The sequence below is a fragment of the Herbaspirillum sp. RV1423 genome (genome assembly GCF_000577615.1).
GTDB lineage: Bacteria > Pseudomonadota > Gammaproteobacteria > Burkholderiales > Burkholderiaceae_D > Herbaspirillum.
The window spans coordinates 1-13,413 of record NZ_CBXX010000062.1 but is presented as its reverse complement, the minus strand read 5'-3'; the positions used below and the strand labels follow the sequence as shown (position 1 = coordinate 13,413).

Below are 13,413 nucleotides of genomic sequence, written 5' to 3'. Positions count from 1 at the left end.
CATCAAGGTCATCACGGTGCGCACCACCGGTTTCGATGCGGCCGCCGCCGGCGGCAACGCGACCGTGGAACCGCTGGCTGCCGTGGCCGACTCCGGCAAGTCCAGCTTCGTCTCGCGCGAAGTGGCCAAGTCGGACCGCCCGGAGTTGACGGCGGCCAAGATCATCGTCTCGGGCGGGCGCGGCATGGGTTCGTCGGAGAGCTTCAAGATCCTGGAACCGCTGGCCGACAAGCTCAACGCCGCCATGGGCGCCTCGCGGGCTGCGGTGGATGCGGGTTATGTGCCCAACGACTGGCAGGTGGGACAGACCGGCAAGATCGTCGCGCCGCAGTTGTATATCGCCATCGGTATTTCCGGTGCGATCCAGCATCTGGCCGGGATGAAGGATTCCAAGGTGATCGTGGCGATCAACAAGGATGAGGAAGCGCCGATCTTCTCCGTGGCTGATTACGGCATCGTCGGCGATTTGTTTGAGATCGTGCCGGAGCTGACGGCTGCACTGTGACGGAACTTGCCGCTTGGGGAATGTCCCGCTGGCAAGTGGAGAACTGCACTCGACAGCGTGCGGTTCTCTTCGTTCTTTCTTCCCCAAGGGGAAACTCGACGTTATTGCCATACCGGTCAATCTCGGGGAGGGCGGCACATTGATCCGCTCCTCCCTTTTTCCGCTTACGATTGCCGAAACAGCGATCTAGATAATCACGCCGCCATCCACCACCAATTCCTGCCCAGTGATGTTACGACCGCCTTCACCCACCAAAAACCGCACCGTTGCGACGACGTCGGAAGTCTCGCTCGGGCGCCTCAGCACCGCGCCCATATCGGCGATGTATTGATCGATGATGACTTGCTCGCTGACGCCTTCGGCTTCGGCGCGCTCCGCCCAACGCTTGCGCATGCGCTCGACCGCAATCGGACCGGGCGCGACGAAGTTCACCGTCACGCCATATTGGCCTGCCTCCAGCGCTGCGCTGCGAGTCAGGCCGCGCAACGCCCATTTGGATGATGAATAGCTGGAGCGTCCGGCCCGTCCGCGCATGCCGTGATTGCCGCCGATATTGACCACCCGGCCACTGTTCCTCGCATACATCAGCGGCAGCAGATGCGACATCAGAATAAACGGTGCGCGCAGATTGGTGGCGATCACGGCATCGAAATCGGCCAGTGCAAACGAACCCACCGGCGCGCCCAGCGGACCGGGAATGCCGGCGGCATTGACCAGGATGTCCATGCGACGTGCCGACCAGACAAAAAAAGTTTCCATGCTGGCGGCGATGGCATGCTCATCGAGCAGGTCCGTCATCAACACACAAGCACGACGCCCCATGGCTTCGATCTGATCCTTGACTGCATTCAGTGCATCCACGCGCCGCCCGAGCAGCGCCACATCGCAACCATCGGCGGCCAGCGCCAGGGCAATGTCGCGTCCGGTACCGCTGGAGGCGCCGGTGACGACGGCGATCGGCGCCGTGGCCGCGGTCGGGGCCGGATTACCGCTATCCTGGCTCACGCGGTGACCGCCTTTTCAAAAAAACGCGCGCCCGGATTGATGTTCTCCTGGGTACGGTAAATCGAACTGCCGGCCACGGTCGGAAACGGCAGCTTGATATAGTTGGGCTCGCTGCGCACTTCGCTGGTTTCCGGTCCGGCCACCAGCCGCGAGTTGTACTCCTTCCAGTCCACCGTATAGAACATGGGCCACGCATCGGAAGCGGCATATTCCAGGAACAGGATGCGGCGCGGCGCACCGGAACGATTGGCGCCTGAGCCATGGATCGCCAACGGATGGTGGAAGGCGACCGTGCCGGCCGGCGACTCATTGATTTTATTTTTCAGGCGGCGTATTCCCCGCGAGTCCTTCGCGATGCCACCCTCCGCCCAAGGCCACGATCAATTGCACACTGGCGGCGAGCTGCGTGCCCTTTAGCTGCCACAGGCTTTGCTGGGCGCTCAGGCTAGTGGCCTCGGTGGTGGCCACGTCGAGGTAGTCAATCTTGCCCTCCTCATACTGGTCGCGCGTAACGCGCGCCGAGTCGACGGCAGCGCTGGTGGCGCGTTCCTGCGCCCCCCTCTCGATGCCCAGGATACGCAGCTTGGCCAGATAATCCTCGACTTCTCCCAATGCCGTCAACACGGTCTGACGGTAGGCCGCCACGGAGGCGTCATAGCCGGCGCGGGCTTGATCGACCTGCGCCTTGGTCGAGCCGCCGTCGAACAAAGTCTGGCTGAAGGAGGGACCGATGGACCAGAAACGGTAAGGTGCGGTGAACAGCTTGCCGGCGCTGGTGTTCTGGAAGCCGCTGCTGGCCGATAAACTCAGGTCGGGATAATAGCCGGCGATGGCCACCCCGATGGCGGCATTGGCCTTGGCCACGGCGCGCTCGGATGAGGCGATGTCGGGCCGCCGCTCCAGCAGCGTCGAGGCCAGTCCGACCGGGATCTCGGGAATGCGCAAGGTGGCGCCAATGGCCACCGGCAGGTTGAAGGCGGCCGGCGCCTTGCCGATCAGGATGGCGATGGCGTGTTCGTACTGGGCCCGTTGCCAGGCCAGGTCTTGCATGGAGGCATTCGCCGACTCCAACTGGTTGCGGGCCTGGGCGACGTCCGCGCGCGATACCTGGGCATCGGCATACTTGTTCTCGATGATGCGCAGGTAGCGGCTGTAGGCTGAAATGGTCTGCTCATAGAGATGAATGCGCTCGTCGAGGATGCGCAGCGCGAAGTAGTCCTGCGCCAGCGAGGATTGCGCACTGAGTACCGCATTGATCAGGTCGGCCTGGCTGGCCTGGGCGCTGGCCTGGTCTTCTTCATGGGTGCGGCGCAGCTTGCCCCACAAATCCAGTTCCCAGCTCAGGCTGCCTGACACCGACACATCGTTGGACACGCCGGCGCTGGAGGTACTTGACGTGCTGGAACGAGAACTGCTGCCGGAGGCGTTGCTGCTGCGAGTGCCGCTGGCCGTGGCAGTAAGCGTCGGATAAAAGCTGGCGCTGGCTTGCCGCACCACGGCCAGGGCCTGCGCATACTGTGCGGCGTACTGGGCGACGTTCTGGTTGGAAATCTCGACCTGGTCCAGCAAGGCGTCGAGCTGGGCATCGCCATACGGGGTCCACCAGGCGGCACGCGGCTGGTCGTCGCTGGGCGCGGCCCGCTTCCAGCCGGCCGCTTCCTTGTAGGCGACAGGCATGTCGACTGTGGGGCGGCGATAGTCAGGGCCGACGGTACAACCGGCCAACAGGGTAAACAAGCAGCCCAAGGCGACCTGGCGCAAGCTGAATAAAGGTTTTGGCGCAGACATGTCGTTCAGTTCTCGCTGGCAGGTATGGGGGGACGACGCCGGCGATTACGCCAGAAGCGTCCGGCGGCGGTGCCCATGCGGTCCATGTAAATATAGACCACGGGTGTGGTGTAGAGCGTAAGCATCTGGCTTAACGCCAGGCCGCCGCAGATCGCCAGGCCGAGCGGGCGTCGCAGGGCGGCATCGCCGCCTGTCTGCAGCACCATGGGCAGCGCGCCGAAGAAGGCCGCCATGGTAGTCATCAGAATGGGGCGCAGGCGCAGACGGCAGGCTTCCAGGATGGCGCGTTCGGGTGTCCAGTTATGTTCGCGCTCGGCGTTTAAGGCAAAGTCCACCATCAGGATGGCGTTCTTCTTGACGATGCCGATGAGCAACAGGATACCGATCAAGGCAATCACAGTCAGTTGGGTATTGGTCGCAAGCAGCAGCAGCAAGGCACCCACGCCGGCCGAAGGCAGCGTCGAGAGGATGGTGACGGGATGGATCCAGCTCTCGTAGAGCATGCCCAGCACGATGTAGACCGCCAGCAGTGCCGCCATGATCAGCCAGGGCATGCTCTTGACCAAGGCTTCATAGGCCTGCGCCGTGCCCTGCAGGCTGCCATGCACGGCGCTGGGCAAGCCCAGGCCGACGACTGCCGAGTCGATGGCCGCCTTGGCCTGTTGCAGCGACACGCCGTCGGCCAGGTTGAAGGAGACGGTGGCCGTGGCGCTCTGGTTCTGGTGCGCCACCGACAAGGGCGCGCTGGCGCTTTGCAGGCGCGCGAAGGCCGACAGCGGTACGGCGGCGCCATCGCTGTTGAGCACAAACAATTGATCCAGCACCGCCGGGTCCTGGGTGTATTGCGGCGCCAGCTCGAGGATGGTGTAGTACTGGTTCAGCATCTGATATTGCGTGGCAACCTGGCGCTGGCTGAACGCGTTGTTGAGGAAGTCGTCGATGTTGGACACGTCCAGGCCATGGCGGCGCGCGGCCACGCGGTCGATCACCAGCTTCACGGCCTGCCCGCCGCTTTGCGAATCGCTATCCACGCTGGTGAGCTGGGGCAGCTTGCGCAGCACCGCATAGACCTTGGGCGTCCATTCCCGCAAGGTGTCCAGTGAATCCGATTGGAGGCTGTACTGGTAAGTGGAATTGGCGCTGCGACCGCCGATGCGCAAGTCTTGCCCGGCCATCAGGAACAGCGAGGCGCCGGGCACGCCGGAAGCCTTGCGCGAGAGACGGTTGGCGATCTGCACTGCGCTGGAGCTGCGCAGGCTGCTGTCCTTGAGGCTGACGAAGAAGTTGGCGGTATTGCGTGAACCGAAGCCGCCGCCGCCGGTGGACGCCATCACCGCAGCCACGTCCGGGTCCTGCCGGATCAGCTTGCTGAACGACAGCAGCTTGGAATGCACCGACTGGAACGAGGCAGCCTGGTCGGCCCGCAACTGGCCCATCAACATGCCGGTGTCTTGGTCGGGGAAGAAGCCCTTTTGCACCACCGTGTACAGGAACACGTTCAGCACCACGGTCAGCACCAGGCTCAGCAAGGTCAGGCGCTTGTGCCGCATTACCCATTCCAGGCTGGCGGCATAGCCTTGCGCGAGCCGGTCCAGAGCGTGCTCGATGGCGCGGTAGACACGATGACGCGACACCTGGGCGCCGTCCTTATGCGGGCGCAGCAGACGCGCGCACAGCATGGGCGTGAGCGTGAGCGACACGATCATGGACAGCAGCAGCGACACCGACAGTGTGATGGCGAATTCACGGAACAGCCGACCGACGATGCTGCCCATGAGCAGGATGGGCAGGAACACCGCGATCAGGGACATGGTCATCGACAAAACGGTGAATCCCACTTCCTTGCTGCCTTGCAGGGCGGCCTCCATGGGGCTGGCGCCTTCTTCCAGGTGACGGCTGATATTTTCCAGCACGACGATGGCGTCATCCACCACGAAGCCGGTGGCGATGATCAGCGCCATCAGCGACAGGGTGTCGAGGCTGTAGTTGAGCAGGTACATCGCTGCACAGGTGCCGATCAGCGAGATCGGCAGGGCGACTGCGGGAATGAGCACGGCGCGGCCGTTGCGCAGGAAGGCAAACACCACCGCGATCACCAGCAGGATGGAAATGACCAGCGTGGTTTCAGTCTCGTGCAGCGAATCGCGAATGCTCGGCGAGCGGTCCATGGCCAGGTTCAGCTTGACGTCTTCGGGCAGCATCTCTTGCAGCACGGGCAACTGGGCCTTGATGGCGTCGATGGTGGCCAGCATGTTGGCGCCGGCCGAACGCGTCACGCTCATCATGACCGAAGGCTCGTCGTTGAAATAACCGGCCACGTACTGGTCCTGCACCGAGTCGTAGATATGCGCCACATCCGACAGCCGCACCGCCGCGCCATTGCTGTAGCTCACCACGAGATCCTTGTAGTCGCTGGCCTGGGTCAACTGGCCGTTGGCATCGATCCACCAGTGCGTGCGGCTTCCCTGCAGCTCCCCCTTGGGCAGGTTGGTGGTGGCATTGGCCACCGCCTGGCGCGCGGTATCGAGGGAAATGCCGTAGTGGCTCAACTGTTGCGGCTGCAGGTCGATACGCACGGAGGGCAAGGCGCTGCCCAACAAGGACACCTGCCCCACCCCTTGTACTTGCGCGATACGCTGCTGCAGCTTGCTTGAGGCCAGGTCGTACAGCTTGCCCTTGTCCATGGTCTTGGAGGTGAGCGCCACCAGCAGGATGGGCGCATCCGAAGGATTGGCCTTGCGGTAGGTGGGTAAGGTCTTGAGGCTGCTCGGCAACAGGCTGCGCGCGGCGTTGATGGCCGCCTGCACGTCGCGGGCAGCACCGTCGATATCGCGATCGAGGTCGAACTGGACGATGACGTTGGTCGAGCCCTGCGAACTACTCGACGTCATTTCGGTGATGCCCGCGATCTGGCCCATGGCGCGCTCCAGGGGAGACGCCACCGTCGCGGCCATGGTTTCCGGACTGGCCCCAGCCAGACTGGCCTGCACCATGATGGTCGGAAAGTCCACCTGCGGCAGCGGCGCCACCGGCAGCAGCCGGTAGGCCAGCGCGCCCAACAGGGTCAGCGCCACGCTTAACAGCAAGGTGGCGACCGGGCGCAAGATGAACGGGCGCGACAGGCTCATGCTGCTTCGCCCCGGCTGACGACATGGGCAGCCCAGCGCCGTTTGACCGAGACGCTCAGGCGATCGAAGAACAGATAGATCACCGGCGTGGTATAGAGCGTGAGCAACTGGCTAAACAGCAGGCCGCCGACGATGACCAAGCCGAGCGGACGACGCAGCTCGGCGCCCGAGCCGGTGGCCAGCATCAGCGGCACCGCCCCCAGCAGCGCCGCCATGGTGGTCATCATGATGGGCCGAAAACGCAGCACGCAAGCTTGCTGGATGGCATCGAAGGCGCTCTTGCCCTCGTTTTGCGCCTGCAGCGCGAAGTCGATCATCATGATCGCATTCTTCTTCACGATGCCGATCAACAGGATCACGCCGATCAAGGCGATCAGGCTGAAGTCGGAGTTTGTCAGCAACAGTGCCAGCAGCGCGCCGATGGCCGCCGACGGCAAGGTCGAAAGCACCGTGACGGGATGGATCCAGCTTTCATAAAGCACGCCTAGCACGATATACATGGTGACGACCGCTGCCAGTATCAGCCATAGCGTATTGCCGGTGGCCGAGGCAAAGGCTTGCGCCGCGCCCTGATAACGCAACGCAATGGTGTTGGGCATGCCGATGTCATGCACGACCTGGGTTACAGCCTGGCGTGCGTCTTCAAGCGAATGGCCCGGCATCAGGTTGAACGACAGGATCACCGCCGGCGTTTGGTTCAGGCGCGAACGACTCTGGTAGCCGACACGCTCCTCGATACGGGCAATATTGGCCAAGCGCACCATGGAGGTGGCGGCAGTCGAGCTGCTCGACGTCAACGACGAGGTTGTTGAGGCACTGGACGAACTCGACGAGGCGCTGCTTGTGTTGCTGGAGGCGCTGCTCGATGAACCGCCGGCATTGGCCAGGTAAAGCTGATCGAAGGCCGATATATCTTGGCGGAAGCGCGGATCGACCTCCAGCACGACCCGATACTGGTTGGCTTGCGTGAAGATGGTCGACACCAGGCGCTGGCCGTAGGCGTTATACAAAGCGGTATCGACATCGGTTGCCGTCAGGCCGTAGCGGGCCGCGGCCTTGCGGTCGATATTGACATAAGCCACCGGACTGGCGTTTTGCAGGTTGCTGGTGACGTCGCGCAGCTCCGGACGCTTGACCAGGGCCTCGACCAGGCGCGGCGCCCATTTCTCGAGATCGGCCTGAGTGGGGGTATCCAGGCTGAGCTGGTACTGGCTGGGCGTGATCTGGTCATCCACACTCAAATCCTGGCTGGCCGTGAGATAGAGCTGGATGCCCGGCACCTGCCCGGCGGTGGCGCGCAAGCGCTCGATCACCACCGGCGCGCGGTCGTTGCGCTGCGCAAATGGCTTGAGCTCGATCTGCAGCCGACCATTGGACAGCGACGTATTGTTAGTCCCGTCGACCCCGACCATCGACGAAATGCCTTTCACCGCCGGATCTTGCGCAATCACGGCAGTGAGCGCCTGCTGGCGGCGCGACATCTCCTCGAAGGAGAGGTTTTGCGGCGCCGACGTAATGCCCAGCAGTTGTCCTGTGTCCTGCGTGGGGAAAAAACCCTTGGGCACGACCAGGTACAGCAGGCCGGTCAGCACCAGGGTGGCTACCGCCGCCAGCAATATCAGGCGCTGGTGCCCCAGGCTCCAGGCCAGACTGCGCTCATATCCGCGCAGCAGGCGATCGAAGCCCCTCGCGCTCCAGCGCGCGAAGCGGCCTTCTTCCTCTGGCCGGGTATGGCGCAGCAGATAAGCGCACAGCATGGGGGTAAGCGTGAGCGATACCAGCATCGACACCAGAATCGACACTGCCAGCGTAATGGAAAATTCGCGGAACAGGCGTCCCACCACGTCGCCCATGAACAGCAGCGGAATCAACACCGCGATCAGCGAAAAGGTCAGCGAGATGATGGTGAAACCGATTTCGCGCGCCCCCTTGAAGGCCGCGTCCATGGGGGTGTCGCCGTTTTCCAGATGGCGCTGGATATTCTCCACCACCACGATGGCGTCATCGATCACGAAACCGGTGGCAATGGTCAGCGCCATCAACGTCAGGTTGTTCAATGAAAAACCGGCCAGGTACATGACGCCCAAAGTGCCCACCAGCGACAGCGGCACGGCCACGCTGGGAATGAGTGTGGCCGACCAGGTGCGCAGGAACAGAAAGGACACCATGACCACCAGCACCACCGATAGCATCAGCTCGAACTGCACGTCAGAGATGGAGGCGCGGATGGTCTGGGTACGGTCGGTCAGGATCTCAAGCTTCACTGCCCCCGGCAAGCTTTGCTGCAGGGTTGGCAACAAGGCCTTGATGCTGTCGACCACTTGCACCACGTTGGCGCCGGGCTGGCGCTGGATGTTGATCACGATGGCCTGCTTGCTGCCGGCCCACGCTGCCTGGTAAAGGTTTTCCGGCGCCTGCTCGACCGTTGCCACTTCGCGCAGCATCAGCGCACGGCCATCCTGGTACGCGACCACCAGGTCGCCGTACTCTTCGGCGCTGTGCAACTGGTCGTTGGCGTCGATGGTGACCGAATGGGCGGGGCCGTCGAAGCCGCCCTTGGAGCCGTTAACGTTGCCGTTGTTGATGACGTTATACAGATCTTTCAGGGTGAGGCCATGCGCCGCCAGCGCGGCCGGATTGGCGCGCACCCGAATGGCCAACTGCTGGCCGCCGGCCAGGCTGACCAGGCCCACGCCGGAGACTTGCGAGAGCTTGAGTGCCACGCGGGTGTTGACCAGGTCTTGCACTTTGGTCAGCGACAGTGAATCCGAGGTCGCCGCCAGAGTCAGCACCGCGGTGTCGGCCGGATTGACTTTCTTGTAAGTGGGCGGATTGGGCAAGCCGGAAGGCAGCAACGAATTGGCGGCGTTGATGGCCGCCTGCACTTCCTGCTCGGCCACGTCCAGCGACAGCGAGAGATTGAACTTGAGCGTGATGACCGAGGCGCCGCCCGAACTGGTCGAATACATCTGCGACAGCCCGGCCATCTGGCCCAGTTGCCGCTCCAGCGGTGCGGTCACGGCACTGGTCATGACTTCCGTGCCGGCACCCGGATACAGCGTGGTGACCTGGATGGTGGGGTAATCCACCTGCGGCAGGGCCGAGATCGACAGCATGCGGTAGGCGAACACGCCGCTCAGGATCACTGCGATCATGAGCAGCAGCGTCGCCACCGGACGCCGGATGAACAGACTGGATGGATTCACGGTATCAGCGTCCCGGAGGTGGGCCCATGCGCCGGCGCGGCGCGTTTTCCAGTTCGTTGCTATCGATCTTCTGCGCTTGCACCACCTTGACCTTGCTGCCACTGGACAGAGAGTCAATGCCCTGGGTGACAACGCGGTCGCCCGCCTTCACACCCTGACTGATGACCACGCGGCCGTCTTCCGCCGTCGGGCCGGTGGTGACGGCCTGGCGCTTGACGGTGTTATCGGCGCCGACGATGAACACGAACTTGCCGGAGTCGCTCAGTTGCACTGCCGCCGCCGGTACCAGCACGGCGTCCTTGAGGGTGCCGACCTGCAGGCGCACATTGACGAACTGGTTGGGATACAAGGCATCGTCGGCGTTTTCGAACAAGGCCTTGAGCTGCACGCTGCCGGTAGTGGTATCTACCTCGTTGCTGATGAACATGACCTTGCCGGTGGCAATGACCTGGGCGCCCTGCTGTTCCAGCGTGCTGACCGGCAGGGTCTGGCCCTGGCGCAGCGGCCCCAGCACGGACTTGAGGTTGGCCTGCGGAATGCTGAACTTGACGGCAATTGGGTGCGTCTGGGTGATGGTGACAATACCGGAGGTATCGCTGGCATGCACCATATTGCCTGGATCGACCTGTCGCAGGCCGACGTAACCGGCCACAGGCGCGGTGATGCGGCCGTAGTCGATATTGAGCTGGGCTGCAGCGATTTGCCCCTGGGCGGACTGTACCGCGCCTTCATATTGCCGCGCGGCGGATTGTTGCGTGTCGAGGTCCTGGCGCGCCAGCGAATCCTTGGCATAGAGACGCTGGTAGCGCTCGAGCGTGAGCCTGGCGCTGGTCAGTTGCGCCTGGCTTTCCACCAGGGTGCCCTGGTACTGGGTCAGTTCGGCCTGGTAGGCCCGCGTGTCGATCTGCGCCAACAACTGGCCCTTCTCCACATATTGCCCTTCGGTAAAATACACCGCGCGCAAGTGACCGTCGATGCGGCTGGTGACGGTGACGCTGGCGTTCGCAGTGACCGTGCCAAGCGAGGTCAATGTCGCCGGGACATCCCCGGTGACGGCGCTGCTGGCCTGTACTGGAGTGGCCATGTCCATATTGGGCATGGCGCGCTTGCCCAGGCGGCTATGGACAAACCAGGCGGCGATCAAGAGAATCAGGACAAGGAGGATAACAATCCATCGTCTCGAGCGAGGGGATGGCGTGGTCGGCGAATTGGCGATCATGTGCTTGGGGCTCAGGTATTTTTTTTGGGTAGCGCTGGCGAACTGCGCCGTACCTGGCTTTGAACAGCAGTTCGCGGGTTCGCTTCGATGTATAGGGCTTAAAAAAGCCGGTTTTCAGCTCCAGTGTCGGACTTCAAGTTCTGCAACTTAAGCATTTTTACCTTTCGTCACAGTCTGCTTACGTCACCGCTGCAGCAATCCTTGGACTTGACAGCCGTTAGGAGATAAGGACGAAGCAATGGCAACCCGACTTCGTTTTTAACCTCAGTGACGATTTCGCTTGAGGATGCACGCACCGCCGCCGAGGACATTCGAGACGTTCAGCGGCAATTTGGGCATACGAGCGCCGTGATGACCGTAACCTATGTGCGCAAGCGCCGTGGAAAAACTTGGAACCGAGCATGCGCTTGTCGTCGATTTCTTTCTTGCGCGTCAGCGCTCATCGTCGAACTGTGGACCAATCTCGTACAGATAGCTCCGCAGAACGTCGAACCACTCATGAAGTCGATGCATTCTGCTAAAGTCTGGAAAGCTATCCGCAGGTATCGCAATGACGAAACATACTTTACGGGGAAGCGTCGCAAGTGCTCGCGGTATTTCGCGATAGCGCTTTGGGATTCTTAACAAGAAGAAGATCGGTTCCAATGAGTACCTTCGAAAAAAAGATACAAAAAGACAATAATCAATCACTTTTTTATAATGCCATCGAAGGGAAAAGTGGCAAATCCGGCACCTTCCAATTTGCAGATAATCGTCCGGAATTTGGCGCACATAGAGTGATGCAAACTGTGGCCGGTAGCAGTCCCCGTTCACAGACAATGACGCAACTGAAATCATTGGCAAACGGTCTCGCATCGCAAGAAACAAGTCCCGTCCCAAAGGAAGAAGACAGGACCGGGCTTCCAGACAATCTCAGGGCTGGTATCGAATCGCTGTCAGGCATGAGCATGCGCCACGTCAGGGTCCATTACGACTCGCCGCAACCGACGCAATTGAACGCTCACGCATATGCACAGGGTAATGAGATCCACGTGGCACCAGGACAAGAACAGCATCTACCTCACGAAGCATGGCACGTTGTACAGCAAGCTCGCGGCATGGTGCGCCCCACGTTACAGATGAAAAACGGCACGATGTTCAACAATGATGCCGGTCTGGAGGTGGAGGCGGATGCTATGGGTGCGCGCGCACTGGCGCAAGCTCCGTCTGGGCTTCGGAACCACGTAAAACACGATGGACCTGTGCATGAGTCGGCAGCCGGACCGAAGCGGTCAACCGGGACGCTACAGCTCAAGACGCTTATCAAGTTAGAGACAGCGCCTTTTGTCTATGATGAGAAACATGGATTGTCGGAAAATATCGGACAGTCGGCAGAAGCTTATCTCGATCCTGCCGACACTAAAAAAGGGTCGACGCCGTCCGGTATGGCAGCGACGATGAAAGCGTTCAAACACGCCTCCTATCCAAATATGGTGCGAGGACACCTTATAAATGGCAACACCGGTGGGCCTGGGCTCCCCCCGAATATGTTTCCAATTACGGAACAAGCCAATAGCCAACATAAGATAACAGCGGAGAATGATGTCAAGGCAGCTTTGGTCGACGATCAGATAGACGGCGTCTATTATTCAGTGAACGTGTATGCAGACAGGATGCTAAGCAGGCCCAACGCAAAGTTCGTTTGCGAAGCATTCGAGTGGACTCCATCGGAAGATCCCAACCAAGGCGACGTCATTCGAGAGAGGCCGATTACAAATACGACGATTTTTTCAATGCCCATAAAAAAGAATGGCGACGAGAAGAGAAAAGACCTCATCACAGGTTCAGCAATAGATAACGTCACCGGAAGAAAACCCGGGAAATCTCGCCTGATAGGAAAAAAAGATCTAAAGAAGAAAAAATGGGGAGAAAAGGGATCTGGCGCTGCGAATCGTTCTTGGGAGCACGTCGAACAAAAAATCAGCCGCAAGGTACAAGGATACGACGACAGCGAATCGCTATCTGGTGGAGATGAGAAATATCCACGCAATGAGGATGACGCCTCACAGTCCTCCTTTGAAGAAAAAGGCTCATACGACGATGATGATGACAAATCATTCGAGGACAATGACCTTGATAACGATAGCATACGAAATGACAATGACGATCTGACACCACTCGATCACTCACACTCAAACTTTAGTCATAATATCTGGGACGACGACGAGGTAAAACCGCTCGACCGGTCATACTTGAACTTTAACCATAGCGTCCGGGATGACGATGACGAGGTAAAATCGTTCGACCGGTCATACTCAAACTTTAGCCATAGCGTCCGGGATGACGATGACGAGGTAAAACCGCGCGACCGTTCATACTCGAACTCTAGCCATAGCGTTCGGGATGACGACGACGAGGTAAAACCGCTCGACCGGTCATACTCAAACTTTAGCCATAGCGTACAGGATGACGATGACGAGTTAAAACCGTTCGACCGGTCATACTCGAACTCTAGCCATAGCGTTCGGGATGACGACGACGAGGTAAAACCGCTCGACCGGTCATACTCAAACTTTAGCCATA

8 protein-coding genes are annotated in these 13,413 nt (G+C 60.7%); 2 read left to right on the top strand and 6 right to left on the bottom strand.

Going from position 1 to position 13,413, the window contains the following annotated elements:
- On the top strand, window positions 1–505 hold a 505-nt coding region (locus tag RV1423_RS27360), incomplete at its 5' end, for an electron transfer flavoprotein subunit alpha/FixB family protein (RefSeq protein ID WP_034303784.1).
- 186 nt (window positions 506–691) lie between these two features.
- Here the strand turns inward: RV1423_RS27360 and RV1423_RS27355 are convergent.
- Genes RV1423_RS27355 through RV1423_RS27330 form a run of 6 tightly spaced genes read right to left on the bottom strand, consistent with a single transcriptional unit; the run spans window position 692 to window position 10,851 of the window.
- The gene (locus RV1423_RS27355; protein ID WP_051517008.1) at window positions 692–1,510 is read right to left on the bottom strand and encodes an SDR family NAD(P)-dependent oxidoreductase; all 819 of its coding nucleotides are present in this window, start codon (window positions 1,508–1,510) and stop codon (window positions 692–694) included.
- Window positions 1,507–1,824: a phytanoyl-CoA dioxygenase family protein gene (locus tag RV1423_RS27350; protein WP_255344242.1), complete on the bottom strand. Its 318-nt coding sequence runs from the start codon at window positions 1,822–1,824 to the stop codon at window positions 1,507–1,509. The genes RV1423_RS27355 and RV1423_RS27350 overlap by 4 nt, the downstream gene beginning before the upstream one ends.
- 1 nt (window position 1,825) lies before the next feature.
- Window positions 1,826–3,298 (bottom strand): efflux transporter outer membrane subunit, encoded by a 1,473-nt coding sequence (locus tag RV1423_RS27345; protein WP_051517006.1) that lies wholly within the window; start codon window positions 3,296–3,298, stop codon window positions 1,826–1,828.
- A 5-nt stretch (window positions 3,299–3,303) separates the two neighbouring features.
- Entirely contained in the window at window positions 3,304–6,426 is a 3,123-nt protein-coding gene (locus RV1423_RS27340) for an efflux RND transporter permease subunit (protein ID WP_034303783.1), read from the bottom strand.
- Entirely contained in the window at window positions 6,423–9,632 is a 3,210-nt protein-coding gene (locus RV1423_RS27335) for an efflux RND transporter permease subunit (RefSeq protein ID WP_034303782.1), read from the bottom strand. The genes RV1423_RS27340 and RV1423_RS27335 overlap by 4 nt, the downstream gene beginning before the upstream one ends.
- A gap of 4 nt (window positions 9,633–9,636) precedes the next feature.
- Window positions 9,637–10,851: an MdtA/MuxA family multidrug efflux RND transporter periplasmic adaptor subunit gene (locus tag RV1423_RS27330; protein ID WP_034303781.1), complete on the bottom strand. Its 1,215-nt coding sequence runs from the start codon at window positions 10,849–10,851 to the stop codon at window positions 9,637–9,639.
- Window positions 10,852–11,495: 644 nt separating this feature from the next.
- On the opposite strand from RV1423_RS27330, the gene RV1423_RS30260 reads away from it, so the two are divergent.
- Window positions 11,496–13,413 (top strand): DUF4157 domain-containing protein (locus RV1423_RS30260; protein ID WP_155835335.1); only part of this gene is annotated, 1,918 nt, incomplete at its 3' end.